The following is a 15,116-nucleotide window of genomic DNA, read 5'->3' as shown; positions in this document are numbered from 1 at the left end:
TAAGGTGAACCGGTATGGATACTGCAACCGACCCCGCCCCGGCCAAACCGTCTGCATCTTCCGCTGCGCCCTTCGCGCCGGCACCTGACCCGGCGGCGCCGCCCACCCCCTACCCGTTCAACGACGACCCGGCCTACCGGGTCTTCCTGGACAGCCTCGACTACCTGAAACCGGAAGAGATCGCCAAGATCAAGGAGGCCTTTGCCTTCGGCGAAGCCGCCCACCGGGGCCAGAAGCGCCTTTCCGGCGAACCCTACATCACCCACCCCCTGGCCGTGGCCGGGGCCATTGCCGAATGGCGGCTGGATTCCACCGCCATCATCGCCGCCCTCCTGCACGACACCATGGAGGACACGGGCATCTCCAAGGAGGAGCTGACCGAACGCTTCGGCAAGGGCGTGGCCGACCTGGTGGACGGCCTCTCCAAGCTCGACAAGATCGAGTTCTCCTCCTACCAGGAAGCCCAGGCGGAAAACTTCCGCAAGATGCTCCTGGCCATGGCCAAGGACCTGCGGGTCATCCTCATCAAGCTCACCGACCGTCTGCACAACATGCAGACCCTGGGCTGCATGCGTCCGGACAAGCGCCGCCGCATCGCCCTGGAGACCCTGGAGATCTACGCCCCCATCGCCAACCGGCTGGGGCTGAACACGGTCTACCGGGAGCTGCAGGACCTCTCCTTCAAGCACACCCACCCGATGCGCTACCAGGTGCTGCTGAAGGCCGTCATGGCGGCCCGGGGCAACCGGCGCGAGGTGCTGTCGAAGATTCTCGACGGGGTCCAGAGCAAGATGCGGGACTCGGGCATCGAGGCCCAGGTCTTCGGCCGGGAGAAAAGTCTCTATTCCATCTACCGCAAGATGGTGGAAAAGCGCCTCTCCTTCTCCCAGGTGCTGGATATCTACGGCTTCCGCGTGGTGGTCAAGGACGTGCCCAGCTGCTACCTAGGCCTGGGCGCCCTGCACGCCCTGTACAAGCCCCTGCCGGGCAAGTTCAAGGACTACATCGCCATCCCCAAGGCCAACGGCTACCAGTCCCTGCACACCACCCTGATCGGCCCCTACGGCATGCCGGTGGAAGTGCAGCTACGCACCGAGGAAATGCACCACATGGCCCAGGAGGGCGTGGCCTCCCACTGGCTGTACAAGGACACGGAGAAGAGCGCCGCCGAACTGCAGTACCAGACCCACCGCTGGCTGCAGTCCCTGCTGGAGCTGCAGAGCACCGCCGGCGACTCGGCCGAGTTCTTCGAGCACGTCAAGATCGACCTCTTCCCCGACGAGGTCTATGTCTTCTCCCCCAAGGGCAAAATTTTCTCCCTGCCCAAGGGCGCCACCCCGGTGGACTTCGCCTACGCGGTGCACACGGACGTGGGCAACCGCTGCGTCGCCGCCAAGATCAACTACGAGCTGATGCCCCTGCGCAGCGAGCTCAACAGCGGCGACCAGGTGGAAATCGTCACCGCCGCCCATGCCAATCCCAATCCGGCCTGGCTCTCGTATGTGAAGACCGGCCGCGCCCGCAGCAAGATCCGCCACTTCCTGAAGACCCGCCAGCACGAGGAATCCGCCGCCCTGGGCGAGCGCCTGCTCAACCAGGAACTGTTCGGCCTCGGCATCACCCCCTCGGAACTGCCGGACGCCAGCTGGGAAGCGGTGCTCAAGGAAGGGGGCAGCAAGTCCGTCAAGGAGGTGTACACCGACATCGGCCTGGGCAAGCGCCTGGCCGCCGTGGTGGCGCGCCGCCTGCTGGCCCACGAGGCGGCCCTGCCCAACGCGGAACCGGCACCCCACACCTCGGTGGTGATCCGCGGCACCGAGGGCATGGCCATCCAGCTGGCCCATTGCTGCCGCCCGATCCCGGGCGACCCCATCATCGGCTCCATCAAGAAGGGCCAGGGCCTGGTGGTGCATACCCATGACTGCGCCGTCATCCGCAAGTCCCGCAGTGCCGAACCTCAGCGCTGGATCGACGTGGAGTGGGAACCGGAACCGGGCAAGCTGTTCGACGTGGACATCCACGTTGCCGCCCGCAACGCCCGCGGCGTGCTGGCCAAGGTGGCCACCGAGATCGCCGAGTCCGGCTCCAACATCGAGAAGGTCTCCATGGCCCCCGATCCGGGCTTCTACACCACCCTCAACTTCACCGTGCAGGTGGCCAACCGGGCCCACCTAGCCCGGGTCCTGCGGGCCGTGCGCCTGATTCCCGAAGTGGTGCGCATCACCCGGGAACGCCAGGAGGAATAGGCCGGGTGCGTGTTCTCGTCCTCGGCGCCGGCGTCGTCGGCGTCACCAGTGCCTGGTTCCTGGCCGAGGCCGGCCACGAAGTCACGGTGGTGGACCGCCAGCCCGGCGCCGCCCTGGAAACCAGCTTCGCCAACGGCGGCCAGATTTCCGTCTGCCACGCCGAGCCCTGGGCCAATCCCCGGGCCCCCTTCAAGGCCCTGGAATGGCTGGGCAAGGAAGACGCCCCCCTGCTCTTCCGCCTGCGCTACGACCCGGCCCTCTTCGCCTGGAGCCTGCGCTTCCTCGCCAACTGCCCGCCCGGAGCCACCCGCCGCAACATCCGCGACATCATCGCCCTCGCCCTCTACAGCCGGCAGCGGCTGCAGGCCCTGCGCCAGACCCTGCCCCTGGACTACGACCAGCGCTGCCAGGGCATCCTGCACATCTTCACCCAGGCCGCCGAGTTCGAGGCCGCCTGCCACGCCGCCGCCCTGATGCGGGAATTCGGGGTGGACCGGGAGCCGGTGGACGCCGCCCGCTGCGTCGCCATCGAGCCGGCCCTGGCCGCGGTGCAAGGGCGCCTGGCTGGTGGCGACTACACCCCCAGCGACGAATCCGGCGACGCCCACCGCTTCACCCAGCGCCTGGCCGAGGCCGCCGCCGCCCGGGGCGTGCAGTTCCGCTACAACTGCCCGGTGGAGAAGATTGCCAGCGCCGGCGGCCGGGTGGCCGGCGTCGTCGCCGGCGGCGACCTGCTCCTGGCCGACGCCTACGTGGTGGCCCTGGGCAGCTATTCCCCGGCCCTGCTCAAGCCCGCCGGGGTCAAGGCCTGCGTCTATCCGGGCAAGGGTTATTCCGCCACCATCGCCCTCTCCCCGGACAGCGTCGCCCCCAGCGTCAGCATCACCGACGACGAGCGCAAGATCGTCATGTCCCGCCTCGGCAACCGCCTGCGTGTGGCCGGCACGGCGGAGTTCAACGGCCACAACCTGGACCTCACTCCGGTGCGCTGCGAGGCCCTGCTGCGGCGCGCCCTGGAACTGTTCCCCCAGCTGCGCCCCGACGGCGACCCGCTCTACTGGTGCGGCCTGCGCCCGGTGACGCCCTCCAACGTGCCCCTCATCGGCCGCACCCGCCTGCCCAACCTGTGGCTCAACACCGGCCACGGCACCCTAGGCTGGACCCTGTCCTGCGGCTCCGCCGCGGCCCTGGCGGACCTCATTTCCGGCCGCCGGCCGGAACCGGATTTCCCGTTCCTCGGAACGACAAAGCAATAAAACCATAAAAACCACCACCCAAAGGAGACAACCCATGAGCACCGTGCTTTCCCACCTGGAGGACGGGGTCCTGACCCTGACCCTGAACCGCCCCGAGGCCCTCAACGCCCTCAACCTGGCCATGATCGAGGACCTGCGCGCCGCCACCGCCCGGGCCGAGCACGACGAGGCCGTCGGCGCCGTGGTCCTGCGCGGCGGCGAGCACTTCATGGCCGGCGGCGACCTCAAGTGGTTCCACAGCCAGCTGGCCCTGCCGCCGGCGGAACGCCAAGCCCTTTTCGAACAGACCATCGCCGCCGTGCACGCCACCACCCTGCAGGTGCGCCGCATGGGCAAACCCGTAGTGGCCTCGGTCAGCGGCGCCGCCGCCGGCTTCGGCCTGTCCCTGATGCTGGCCTGCGACCTGGCGGTGGCCGCCGACAACGCCTATTTCACCCTGGCCTACTGCCACATCGGCCTCTCCCCCGACGGCGGCGCCACCTGGTTCCTGCCCCGGGCCGTGGGGGCCAAGCGGGCCGCCGAAATCGCCCTGCTGGGGGACCGTTTCGACGCCGCCCAGGCCAAGGAATGGGGCCTCATCAACCGGGTGGTGCCCGCCGCCGAGCTGGAGGCCGAGAGCGCCAAGCTGGCCCGCCGCCTGGCCGCCGGTCCGCGCCAGGCCCTGGCCCGCACCAAGGCCCTGCTGCAGGCTTCCAGCGGCAATTCCCTGCCGGAGCAGCTGTTCGCCGAACAGGGCAACTTCGCCGCCTGCTCCGTCCATCCCGACTTCGCCGAAGGCCTGGGCGCCTTCCTGGAAAAGCGCAAACCGGCCTTCGGCCAGAAGTGAGGCAGGGCGGGCCTCTCCCCCCGGCCTGCCCGGACAGCCAGATTCCATGCTGATCGACACCCACTGCCACCTGGACGCGGCGGAATTCGCCACTGACCGGGATGCCATCTTCCAGGATGGCGTCGCGGTTGGCGTCCAGGCCATGGTGGTGCCGGCAGTGGCTGCCGCCACTTTCGCCGAGGTGCGCGCCTGCTGCCTCGCCTATCCGGGCTGCGCGCCCGCCTACGGCATCCATCCCCTGTACACGCCGGCGGCCCGGGAGGAAGACCTCACCACCCTGCGCCGCTGGCTGACCGAGGAGCGGGATGGCCCCCTGCCGCCGCTGGCGGTGGGCGAGATCGGCCTCGACCTGTACGTGCCCGAACTGCAACAGGGCACGGCCCTGGCGCGGCAGCAGCACTTCTTCGCCGAACAGCTGCAGCTTGCCGTGGAGTTCGACCTGCCGGTGATTCTCCACGTGCGCCGGGCCCTGGACCCCATTCTCAAGCAGCTGCGCCGCTACCGGCCCCGGGGCGGCATCGCCCATGCCTTCAACGGCAGCCGGCAGCAGGCCGACGAATTCATCACGCTCGGCTTCAAGCTGGGCTTCGGCGGCGCCATGACCTTCAGCGGCTCCACCCGCATCCGGGAACTGGCCGCCACCCTGCCCCTGGAAGCCCTGGTCCTGGAAACGGATGCCCCCGACATTCCCCCGGCCTTTCTCACCGCGGAGAGCCCGGACCGGCGCAACAAGCCCGCCTACCTGCCCCGCTTCGCCGCCCTCCTGGCCGAGCTGCGGGGCATGCCCACAGCCGAGCTGATCGCCGCCACCGGCGCCAACGCCCGCGCCGCCCTGCCCGGTTTGGCCGCACTGGCGACCGCCGGCAGCGCCACCCCGACCACCACTCCACCGACTGCCTCGACATGATCGTCCGCGAACGCCCCAGCCTGCTCCGTCTCTTTTTCATCTGGCGCGGCTCGGTGGTGCCCCACGTGCTGCCCCAGATCGTCTTCACCACCAGCTTCGCCGTGCTCATCACCTGGGGCGCCCAGCATTTCGGCCACCTCTTCCCCGACTATTCCGCCGCCCCCTTCGCCCTGCTCGGCCTGGCCTTTTCCATCTTCCTCGGCTTTCGCAACAGCGCCTGCTACGACCGCTGGTGGGAAGCACGCAAGCAGTGGGGCGGCCTCATCGTCGAACTGCGCTCCCTGGCCCGGGAAAGCCTGGTGCTGGAGGCGGAACCCCGGCGCCTCCTGGTGCGCCGCAGCCTGGCCTTCGCCCACGCCCTGGCCGCCCGCCTGCGGGGCCGGGACGCAGCCCTGGAAGCCGCACCCTTCCTGCCTCCCGGCGAGGCCGAGCGCCTTGCCCAGAGCCGCAATCCGGCCGATGCCCTGCTTCGCCAGTGCGGCCACGACCTGGTCCAGGCCCGGCAACGGGACGGCCTCGGCGACATCGTCTACCAGGGCCTGACCCAGCGCCTGCACGCCCTCTCCGGCATCCAGGCCGCCTGCGAGCGCATCCGCTTCACCCCCCTGCCCTTCGCCTACACCCTGCTGCTGCACCGCACCGCCCACCTCTTCTGCCTGCTGCTGCCCTTCGGCCTGGCCCGTTCCGTCGGCTGGGCCACGCCCCTGCTGACGGCGGTGCTGGCCTACACCTTCTTCGGCCTGGACGCCCTGGGGGACGAACTGGAGGAGCCCTTCGGCACCCTGGAAAACGACCTGCCCCTGGATGCCATGGTGCGCATGCTGGAAGGAGACCTGGGCGAAGCCCTGGGCGAGACCGACCTGCCGCCCCTGCTGCAACCCCAGGGCCACGTGCTGCTCTAGACGGCGCTCACGGCCGATGCTGGGGCCAGCCTCCGCCAGGGGGTAAAATCCGCCCCATGACCATCGATCCCAGCGCCCTCTCCCCCCTCGGCAAGGCCAGCGAGTACCGCTGCCATTACGCCCCGGAACTGCTCTTTCCCATTCCCCGCCAGCTGAAGCGGGACGAGATCGGCATCGACCCGGCCCGCCTGCCCTTCGTCGGCGAGGACCTGTGGAACGCCTACGAGATTTCCTGGCTCAATCCCCGGGGCAAGCCGGTGGTGGCCCTGGGCACCTTCCGCATCCCGGCGCAGACGCCGCACCTGATCGAATCCAAGTCCTTCAAGCTGTACCTGAATTCCTTCAACCAGAGCCCCTTCGCCGACGCGGAAACGGTGGCCGCCACCCTGGCCCGGGACCTTTCCGCCGCCGCCGGCGGCCAGGTGACGGTGCAGCTGGAGCCTCTGGCTGCCCAGCCGCGGCCCCGGGTGGATTACCCCTCGGGCATCCTGCTGGACGAGCTGGACATCGAGTGCGACCGCTACCAGCCGGCGCCGGAACTGCTGCAGGCCGATGCCGGCCGCTGCGTCGAGGAAACCCTCTATTCCCACCTGCTCAAGTCCAACTGTCTGGTCACCGGCCAGCCCGACTGGGGCATGGTGGTGGTGCGCTACCGGGGCCCGGCCATCGACCGCGCCGCCCTGCTGCGCTACATCGTCTCCTTCCGCGGCCACAACGAGTTCCATGAGCAGTGCGTCGAGCGCATCTTCTGCGACATCAGCGCCCGCTGCACGCCCCAGTCCCTGGCCGTATATGCCCGCTACACCCGGCGCGGCGGCCTGGACATCAATCCCTTCCGCAGCAGCGGCGAGTTCCTGCCGCCCGACAACATCCGGGAAGTGCGGCAGTAGTTTTCAGTTGGGGGAAATGGGGACGGCCGGCGCTGCGGCAGCGCCGGGGCGTCAGGACAGGCGCTGGCTGAGGAAGGCGCTGAAGTTGTCCGCCGGCAGGGGCTTGGCGAAGTAGTAGCCCTGGGCTTCGTCGCAGCCCAGCTCCTGCAGCAGGGCGAGGATTTCCGCCGTTTCCACCCCTTCGGCGATAGTCTTCAGGCCCAGGCTGCGGGCCAGCTGGATGATGGCCCGCACGATGGCGGCGTCGTCCGGATCGCTGCAGAGGTCGCGCACGAAGGACTGGTCCACCTTCAGCTTGTCCACGGCAAAGCGCTTCAGGTAGGAAAGGCTGGAATAGCCGGTGCCGAAGTCGTCGATGGACATCTGCACACCGATGGCGTTGAGGCGCTGCACCGTGCCCAGGATGTTCTCCGCATCCTGGATCAGGATCGATTCGGTCAGTTCCAGTTCCAGACAGCGGGAAGGCAGGGCGGAGGTGGCCAGGGCGCTGGCCACCGTGCCCACCAGATCGCCGCGCATGAATTGCACGGCGGAAAGATTGACCGCCACCACCAGGGGCGGCAGGCCGGCCCGCTGCCAGGCGGCGGCCTGATGGCAGGCCATGCGGATCACCCATTCGCCGATGGGCACGATCAGGCCCGTATCTTCGGCGATGCCGATAAAGCGGCCCGGGGCCAGCAGGCCCAGTTCCGGATGCTGCCAGCGGATCAGGGCCTCGGCACCGATCACTTCCTGGGTGCGCAAATCGATCTGGGGCTGGTAGTGCAGCACGAACTCGTTGCGCGCCAGGGCCAGGCGCAGGTCGTTGCTCAGGCGCAGGCGCTCGCCCACGTCCTTGTCCATTTCCCGGTCGAAAAAGCGGTAGCCGTTGCGGCCGGCGCCCTTGGCCCGGTACATGGCCGTATCCGCCTTTTTCAGCAGGGTGTCGAAATCGCCGCCGTCGTCGGGGAAAAGGGAAACGCCGATGGAAACGGAGGTGGACAGGTCGTGGTCCTGGATCGCGAAGGGCTGCTGCATCTGCTCGACGATGCGGTTCACCAGGCTCTCCACTTCCCGGGGCCGCTCCACGTCTTCCAGCAGGATGAGGAATTCGTCGCCGCCCTGGCGGCTGACCGTGCTGCCGGCCGGCACCAGGGACTGCAGGCGCTGGCCGATGCCCTGTAGCAGCAGGTCGCCCAGGGTATGGCCGAGGGAATCGTTCACCGTCTTGAAATTGTCCAGGTCGATATAGACCAGCCCCACCCGGGAGGACTGGACCCGGGCCCGCTCCGCCGCCCGCTCGAAGCGCTCCCGCACCAGGATGCGGTTGGGCAGCTCGGTCAGGGGATCGTGGTAGGCGAGGAACTGGATGCGCGCCTCCGCCGCCTGGCGCTCCGCCATCTCCAGGCTCAGGCGCAGGTAGGGGTCGCGCACGCTGGAGACGAACACCGCCTTGTAGATCCAGAAATAGGCAATGACCTTGTAGGTATGGCCGAGCAGCTGGAACACGTCATTGACGTTGGAGTACAGGGTGAAGCACAGCTCCGAGAGGATGGTGATGAGCACCGCGGTGAACAGGTTGGCGGCGTCGAAGGCGGGTTTGCCCTGGGTCTTCGGATAGAGGATCACCGCGGTGGCGCCGAGGATGGCGATGAGGCCGTATTCGGCGGCGATCTTGAGACCGGTGAGGCCCACCCCGGGCACGAACATGGTGGGCCAGAAATCCGGCAGGTAAAGCTCCGAGACGAACACCGCGGCGGTCACCAGCAGGGCCCACAGCATCAGCCGGTAGCGGTCCCGGGGGCGGGCCAGGGGCTGCCAGGGGCGCAGGGCGATGGTGAGCAGGGTCAGGGCCGCCACATAGCGGGCCGCCAGCCAGAAGATGATGGCCTTCTGGGGCGAGGAGGGGGTGACGAAGTCGGGCATGCCCCGGTAGGAGAGGGTATGGCCGAAATCCAGCAGGGCCACGGCGAGGAAGCCGCAGGCCAGGATCATCAGGTTGCCCGCCCGCTCCCGGCTGTAGGCATGCCAGGAGACGGCGAAGACCAGCACGGAGACGACGAAGGAGAAGCTCTCCATCACCGTGTGCAGGGTCAGGGGGAAGATGGTGTCGCTCTGCTTGAGGCCGCCCAGGGGCGGCAGCAGCCAGACCACGACGAAAAGCAGGGAAAGGACGATCACCAGACCCCAGGGAATGGGGCTGTAGCGGGTCAGGGGAGCGGCCTCCGGGGGGGCGGCTGCGGGCGTCGAGAGAATGGGCAGGGGCCGGGACATGGGTGGGTGGGAAAACAAGCCTTCTGGGGAATCGGGGCTGTTACTCGAACCGCCGGCCTGCCGACATGGGGCGGGCCTTGTTGTGGGTCATTCTCATTAACCCCGATGCGGCGGAAAACCGCACCAGGCAAAGCCCGATCAGGCTAACCGAAGCCCGGTGACTTTTCAAATCACCTACATTCTGCGGGGGCTTTTTTTCGCTTTTGATTCACATCATAAACCTGGGTTTCCGTAGGGGCATAGAGTGGTCGAACCTTGAGCCGGCCCTTCGAGCCGTGCCTGCCGATTGGGGGAATCATCCGTGAATATTTCCAGCATTCTGGTCAACGCCGGGCCGCAGCAGATCGCGGCCGTCGAGGCGGGTCTGGCGACCTTGGCGGGCGTGGAGGTCCACGCCGTCTCCGAAGAGGGCCGCATGATCGTCACCATCGAGAGCGACGGCGACCGGGAAACCACCCAAACCTACGAGGCGATACAGCAGCTGCCGGGCGTCATGTCCCTGGCCATGGTGTATCACCACTTCGAACCTGATCCCGAGAAGGAGTCCTGAGATGAACCTGACCCGTCGCGACTTTATCAAGAGCAGCGCCGTCGCCGCCGCCGCCAACGCCGCCGGCATGGCGGTGCCCGGCGTATCCGAAGCCCTGGCGCAGCAGCCGAAGAATGACGGCATCCGCTGGGACAAGGGCGTCTGCCGCTTCTGCGGCACCGGCTGCGGTGTCCTGGTGGGCACCAAGGACGGCCGCGTGGTGGCCACCCAGGGCGATCCGGAAGCGCCGGTGAACCGGGGCCTCAACTGCATCAAGGGTTACTTCCTCTCCAAGATCATGTATGGCAAGGACCGCCTGACCCAGCCCCTGCTGCGCATGAAGAACGGCCAGTACGACAAGAACGGCGACTTCACCCCCATTTCCTGGGACCAGGCCTACGACATCATGGCCGAGAAGTGCAAGGCCGCCCTCAAGGCCGGCGGCCCGCGCAACATCGCCATGTTCGGCTCCGGCCAGTGGACCATCTGGGAAGGCTACGCCGCCGCCAAGCTGTGGAAGGCCGGTTTCCGCTCCAACAACCTGGACCCCAACGCCCGCCACTGCATGGCCTCCGCCGTGGCCGGCTTCATGCGCACCTTCGGCATCGACGAGCCCATGGGCTGCTATGACGATGCGGAGCACGCCGACGTGTTCGCCCTGTGGGGCTCCAACATGGCGGAGATGCACCCCATCCTCTGGTCCCGCATCACCGACCGCCGCCTCAACGCCAAGCACGTCAAGATCCACGTGCTGTCCACCTTCACCCACCGCTCCTGCGAGCTGGCCGACAACGAGCTGATCTTCAAGCCCCAGTCCGACCTGGCCATCCTCAACTACATCGCCAACTACATCATCCAGAACGGCGCGGTGAACCAGGACTTCGTCAAGAACCACGTCAAGTTCAAGAAGGGCGTCACCGACATCGGCTACGGCCTGCGTCCCAACCACCCCCTGGAACAGGCCGCCGGCAACAACGGCTACCCGGGCCCGGACGGCAAGCCCAAGGGCGACCCCAACAAGGCCACCGACATCTCCTTCGACGAGTTCAAGGCCTTCGTCGCCGAGTACACCCTGGACAAGACCCACGAGATTTCCGGCGTGCCGAAGGAAAACCTGGAAGCCCTGGCCAAGGCCTATGCCGATCCCAAGGTGAAGGTCGTCTCCTACTGGACCATGGGCTTCAACCAGCACACCCGGGGCACCTGGGTGAACAACATGATCTATAACGTGCACCTGCTGGTGGGCAAGATCTCCGAGCCGGGCAACGGCCCCTTCTCCCTCACCGGCCAGCCTTCGGCCTGCGGCACGGCCCGGGAAGTGGGCACCTTCGCCCATCGCCTGCCTGCCGACATGGTGGTGGTCAATCCCAAGCACCGGGAAATCACCGAGAAGCTGTGGAAGCTGCCCGCCGGCACCATCCCCGACTGGGTGGGTCTGCACGCCGTGGCCCAGAGCCGCGCCCTGAAGGACGGCAAGGTGGCCTTCTTCTGGTCCACCACCACCAACAACATGCAGGCCGGCCCCAACATCAACGGCGAGGTCTACCCGGGCTGGCGCAATCCGGCCGCCTTCGTGGTGCACTCCGACGTCTATCCCACCGTCTCCGCCCTGGCCGCCGACCTGATCCTGCCCTCCGCCATGTGGATGGAGAAGGAAGGCGCCTACGGCAACGCCGAGCGCCGCACCCAGTTCTGGCGCCAGCAGGTCAAGCCCCAGGGCCAGGCCCGCTCCGACGTGCTGCAGTACGTGGAATTCTCCAAGCGCTTCAAGATGGAGGAAGTGTGGCCTGCCGAGCTGCTGGACAAGGCGCCCGAGTACAAGGGCAAGACCCTCTATGACGTGCTCTACGCCAACGGCGAAGTGAACAAGTTCCCCGTCTCCGACCAGCTGAAGGGTTTCGAGAACGAGGAAGGCAAGGTCCTCGGCTTCTACCTGCAGAAGGGCCTGTTCGAGGAATACGCCGCCTTCGGTCGCGGCCATGGCCACGACCTGGCTGCCTTCGACACCTATCACAAGGCCCGCGGCCTGCGCTGGCCGGTGGTGGACAACAAGGAAACCCTGTGGCGCTTCCGCGAAGGCTACGACCCCTACGTCAAGGCCGGCGAGAAGGTGCGTTTCTACGGCTTCCCCGACGGCAAGGCGGTGGTCTTCGCCCTGCCCTACCAGCCTGCCGCCGAGCAGCCGGACAACGAGTACGACCTGTGGCTCTGTACCGGCCGCGTGCTGGAGCACTGGCACACCGGCTCCATGACCCGGCGCGTGCCCGAGCTGTACAAGGCCATGCCCGACGCCTGGATCTACATGCATCCGGAAGACGCCAAGAAGCGCGGCCTGCAGCGCGGCGACACGGTCAAGGTGCAGTCCCGCCGCGGCGAGATTTCCACCCGGGTGGAAACCCGGGGCCGCAACAAGCCGCCCCTGGGCCTGGTCTTCGTGCCCTTCTTCGACGAACACCGGCTGGTGAACAAGCTGACCCTGGACGCCACCTGCCCCATCTCGAAAGAGACGGACTTCAAGAAGTGCGCCTGCAAGGTGGTCAAGGCCTGAGCCCCCACACAACCGGATAAGGCATCAGGGAGGCCGGCGGGGCGGACAGCGAAGTCCGCCCCCAGTCGGTTCCCGCCGCCGGTCACGCCATGAGCGATCTTTCCAACTCCCCTCCTGCCAAGTCCGACAAGGCTGCGGCGGCACGGCGCCAGTTCTTCGCCGACGCCGGCCGCATGGCCTGCGGCGTCGGTCTGCTGGGTCTCGGCCTGGGCTTCCATGCCAAGCAGGCCCGGGCCCTGCCGCCGGCCGCCCTGCGCCCACCCGGCGCCGGCGCGGAGGAGGACTTTCTCGGTGCCTGCATCCGTTGCGGCCTGTGCGTGCGCGACTGTCCCTATGGCACCCTGTCCCTGGCCCGGCCGGAGCAGCCGGTCTCCACCGGCACGCCCTATTTCGTTGCCCGCCAGGTGCCCTGCGAAATGTGCGAGGACATCCCCTGCGTCAAGGCCTGCCCCACCGGCGCCCTGGACCACGGCCTCACCGACATCAACCAGGCCCGCATGGGCCTGGCGGTCCTGCTCGACCAGGAGACCTGCCTCAATTTCCTCGGCCTGCGCTGCGACGTCTGCTACCGGGTGTGCCCGGTGATCGACAAGGCCATCACCCTGGAGCTGCGGCCCAACACCCGCACCGGCCGCCACAGCATGTTCATTCCCACGGTGCATTCCGAGCACTGTACGGGCTGCGGCAAATGCGAGCGCTCCTGCGTCCTCGAAACCGCCGCCATCAAGGTCCTGCCCGTGCCCCTGGCCAAGGGCGAGCTGGGCCAGCACTACCGGGTCGGCTGGGAGGAAGAGAAGAAGGCCGGCCATTCCCTGGTGGACGACAAGGGCCTGGGCGACCTGCCGGACCGCATGCCTGAAGGCGCCCGTCTGGAGGGCCACTTCGACCCGGCCAGCCAGGGAGGCCCGTCCCTCGCCCCCGGCAAGCCGGCCACCCCGGGCAGCGGCGTTGATAGCCTGGCGCCGAGCATCCCCGGTGCCGACGCCCATGGACCGGGCGTTCCGGCCATACCCCAGAACATCCCCGGTGGCGGCCTGCCCAACCGGCTTTCCGACGAGGCGGCGCGATGAGCTTCCTCTCTCCCCGTTTCCCCGCCGCCCTGGCCGCCAAGGGCCGGCTCGGCGCCAACCGCTGGCTGCTGCTGCGGCGCCTGTCCCAGTTCGGCATCCTGGGCCTGTTCCTGCTCGGCCCCCTGGCCGGCCTGTGGCTGGTCAAGGGCAACCTCAGCTACAGCCTGACCCTGGACACCCTGCCCCTGGCCGATCCCCTGCTGGTGCTGCAGGTGCTGTTCTCCGGCCACCGCCCCGAAGGCATGGCCCTGCTCGGCGCCGCCATCGTGCTCGCCTTCTACCTGCTGGTGGGCGGCCGGGTGTATTGCTCCTGGGTCTGCCCCATGAACTTGGTCACCGACCTGGCCGGCTGGCTGCGGGAGCGCCTCGGTCTCAAGGGCAGCGCCCACATCAGCCGCCGCAGCCGCTACTGGATCCTGGGGCTGACCCTGCTGCTGCCCCTGGCCGGCGCCGGCCTGGCCTGGGAACTGATCAATCCGGTATCCATGCTGCACCGGGGCCTCATCTTCGGCCTGGGCGCTGCCTGGACCGTGGTCCTCGCCATTTTCCTGCTGGACCTGCTGATCATGAGCCGGGGCTGGTGCGGTCACCTGTGCCCGGTGGGCGCCTTCTACGGCCTGCTCGGCCGCACCAGCCTGCTGCGGGTCAGCGCCCGCCGGCGCCAGGAGTGCGACGACTGCATGGACTGCTTCGCCGCCTGCCCCGAACCCCAGGTCATCCGCCCCGCCCTCAAGGGCGAGGCCAACGGCACCGGTCCGGTCATCCTGGCCTCTGCCTGCACCAACTGCGGCCGCTGCATCGACGTTTGCGCCAAGGGCGTCTTCGTCTTCGGCAGCCGCTTCAACCAGCACACCCAGCGCTGCGCCCCGGCCGGGGAGGCCGAAGGCCAGACAGACCATCGCAAGACCATCCATTGAGGAGCCGACCATGAACCGACTGCACAAACTGACCCTGGCCATCCTGGCCGCCTCCTTCGCCTGCCTGGCCCAGGCCGCCGATGCGCCCAAGACCATGCGCGGCGCCGACATTCCCGCCGGCGACCCGGCCCCCGAGGTGAAGGCCTACGCCGGCAAGAAGCCGGGCCTGCAACAGCCCATCGCCCGCACCTACAAGGAGCAGCCGCCGGTGATCCCCCACGCGGTGGACAACTTCGACGAGATCACCCTGGAAGAGAACCAGTGCCTGACCTGCCACGGTCCGGAGAAGTATAAGGAGAAGAAGGCGCCGAAGATCGGCGAGAGCCACTTCATCGACCGGGAAGGCAAGCAGCACGCCGAAGTCACCCACCTGCGCCACAACTGCGTGCAGTGCCACGTGCCCCAGGTGGATGCCCCGCCCCTGGTGGAAAACACCTTCGTCGGCAACATCGCTGCCAGCAAGGACGCCAAGGCCAAGAAGAAATAAGCAGACCGTTGCGCCTGCCGGCAGCAACGGCGATTGCCATCACTTCCGGGTCCGCCCGGTTACAGAGGGAAGCGGAGCACCTGCGGCGGCGGGGCTCCGCTTTTTTTTTCGCGCCCCATCGTGCCGAACAGGTGGCGTGAGGCGGCATCCTCCTCCGTCCGCCCGGAGCCGGTGTCCGCCCTGGAGCATTGTCCCGGGAGCCCGCCCGGGCTCCACCCCGGATTTCGGCCCCGAGTACCGCTCGCCCCTCTCCCTGGGCGGCGGTCCGCTCTGTATAATTATGTA

12 protein-coding genes are annotated in these 15,116 nt (G+C 68.0%); 11 read left to right on the top strand and 1 reads right to left on the bottom strand.

Annotation, left to right across the window (positions count from 1 at the left end; translation table 11 throughout):
- Positions 1 to 14: 14 nt before the first annotated feature.
- The 6 genes from EV678_RS13125 to queF are packed head-to-tail and all read left to right on the top strand — an operon-like array spanning position 15 to position 7,027.
- Positions 15 to 2,246 carry a RelA/SpoT family protein gene (locus tag EV678_RS13125; protein ID WP_130459828.1) on the top strand — a complete coding sequence of 744 codons (2,232 nt, stop codon included), beginning with the start codon at positions 15 to 17 and terminating at the stop codon, positions 2,244 to 2,246.
- A gap of 5 nt (positions 2,247 to 2,251) precedes the next feature.
- Positions 2,252 to 3,502 carry a D-amino acid dehydrogenase gene (locus EV678_RS13120; protein WP_235832463.1) on the top strand — a complete coding sequence of 417 codons (1,251 nt, stop codon included), beginning with the start codon at positions 2,252 to 2,254 and terminating at the stop codon, positions 3,500 to 3,502.
- Positions 3,503 to 3,536: 34 nt separating this feature from the next.
- Complete coding sequence (locus EV678_RS13115; protein WP_130459827.1) at positions 3,537 to 4,328, top strand: enoyl-CoA hydratase; 792 nt, start codon at positions 3,537 to 3,539, stop codon at positions 4,326 to 4,328.
- A 46-nt stretch (positions 4,329 to 4,374) separates the two neighbouring features.
- Positions 4,375 to 5,235, top strand: a complete 861-nt coding sequence (locus EV678_RS13110) for a TatD family hydrolase (protein WP_130459826.1) — start codon at positions 4,375 to 4,377, stop codon at positions 5,233 to 5,235.
- Positions 5,232 to 6,137: a bestrophin family protein gene (locus EV678_RS13105; protein ID WP_130459825.1), complete on the top strand. Its 906-nt coding sequence runs from the start codon at positions 5,232 to 5,234 to the stop codon at positions 6,135 to 6,137. The genes EV678_RS13110 and EV678_RS13105 overlap by 4 nt, the downstream gene beginning before the upstream one ends.
- Before the next feature lie 56 nt (positions 6,138 to 6,193).
- A complete protein-coding gene (gene queF, locus EV678_RS13100; RefSeq protein WP_130459824.1) occupies positions 6,194 to 7,027 on the top strand; it encodes an NADPH-dependent 7-cyano-7-deazaguanine reductase QueF in 834 nt (277 codons plus the stop codon).
- A 51-nt stretch (positions 7,028 to 7,078) separates the two neighbouring features.
- On the opposite strand, the gene EV678_RS13095 is transcribed toward queF, so the two are convergent.
- Entirely contained in the window at positions 7,079 to 9,280 is a 2,202-nt protein-coding gene (locus tag EV678_RS13095) for a putative bifunctional diguanylate cyclase/phosphodiesterase (RefSeq protein WP_130459823.1), read from the bottom strand.
- A gap of 301 nt (positions 9,281 to 9,581) precedes the next feature.
- Here EV678_RS13095 and EV678_RS13090 point away from each other — a divergent pair, with 301 nt between their 5' ends.
- The 5 genes from EV678_RS13090 to EV678_RS13070 all read left to right on the top strand — a co-directional run bounded on the left by EV678_RS13090 (position 9,582) and on the right by EV678_RS13070 (position 14,831).
- Entirely contained in the window at positions 9,582 to 9,830 is a 249-nt protein-coding gene (locus EV678_RS13090) for a chaperone NapD (RefSeq protein WP_014235622.1), read from the top strand.
- A gap of 1 nt (position 9,831) precedes the next feature.
- Positions 9,832 to 12,357, top strand: coding sequence for a nitrate reductase catalytic subunit NapA (gene napA, locus EV678_RS13085; protein ID WP_130459822.1), 2,526 nt, complete (start codon positions 9,832 to 9,834; stop codon positions 12,355 to 12,357).
- A gap of 89 nt (positions 12,358 to 12,446) precedes the next feature.
- Positions 12,447 to 13,427 (top strand): ferredoxin-type protein NapG, encoded by a 981-nt coding sequence (napG, locus tag EV678_RS13080; RefSeq protein WP_014235624.1) that lies wholly within the window; start codon positions 12,447 to 12,449, stop codon positions 13,425 to 13,427.
- Positions 13,424 to 14,344 carry a quinol dehydrogenase ferredoxin subunit NapH gene (napH, locus tag EV678_RS13075; protein ID WP_130459821.1) on the top strand — a complete coding sequence of 307 codons (921 nt, stop codon included), beginning with the start codon at positions 13,424 to 13,426 and terminating at the stop codon, positions 14,342 to 14,344. Before napG ends, napH begins: the two co-directional genes overlap by 4 nt.
- A 10-nt stretch (positions 14,345 to 14,354) precedes the next feature.
- The gene (locus EV678_RS13070; RefSeq protein ID WP_130459820.1) at positions 14,355 to 14,831 is read left to right on the top strand and encodes a nitrate reductase cytochrome c-type subunit; all 477 of its coding nucleotides are present in this window, start codon (positions 14,355 to 14,357) and stop codon (positions 14,829 to 14,831) included.
- Positions 14,832 to 15,116: the final 285 nt, after the last annotated feature.

The organism is Azospira oryzae (assembly GCF_004217225.1).
In the GTDB taxonomy this organism is placed as follows: domain Bacteria; phylum Pseudomonadota; class Gammaproteobacteria; order Burkholderiales; family Rhodocyclaceae; genus Azospira; species Azospira oryzae.
Note: the sequence above shows the minus strand (reverse complement) of the source record. Positions and strands in the feature narration are given on the sequence as shown.

Coding starts and splice junctions, on each gene's coding strand:
- napA (WP_130459822.1), top strand. CDS start 9,832: ATGAACCTGACCCGTCGCGACTTTATCAAGAGCAGCGCCGTCGCCGCC.
- EV678_RS13070 (WP_130459820.1), top strand. CDS start 14,355: ATGAACCGACTGCACAAACTGACCCTGGCCATCCTGGCCGCCTCCTTC.
- napH (WP_130459821.1), top strand. CDS start 13,424: ATGAGCTTCCTCTCTCCCCGTTTCCCCGCCGCCCTGGCCGCCAAGGGC.
- EV678_RS13115 (WP_130459827.1), top strand. CDS start 3,537: ATGAGCACCGTGCTTTCCCACCTGGAGGACGGGGTCCTGACCCTGACC.
- napG (WP_014235624.1), top strand. CDS start 12,447: ATGAGCGATCTTTCCAACTCCCCTCCTGCCAAGTCCGACAAGGCTGCG.
- EV678_RS13105 (WP_130459825.1), top strand. CDS start 5,232: ATGATCGTCCGCGAACGCCCCAGCCTGCTCCGTCTCTTTTTCATCTGG.
- EV678_RS13110 (WP_130459826.1), top strand. CDS start 4,375: ATGCTGATCGACACCCACTGCCACCTGGACGCGGCGGAATTCGCCACT.
- EV678_RS13125 (WP_130459828.1), top strand. CDS start 15: ATGGATACTGCAACCGACCCCGCCCCGGCCAAACCGTCTGCATCTTCC.
- EV678_RS13095 (WP_130459823.1), bottom strand. CDS start 9,280: ATGTCCCGGCCCCTGCCCATTCTCTCGACGCCCGCAGCCGCCCCCCCG.
- queF (WP_130459824.1), top strand. CDS start 6,194: ATGACCATCGATCCCAGCGCCCTCTCCCCCCTCGGCAAGGCCAGCGAG.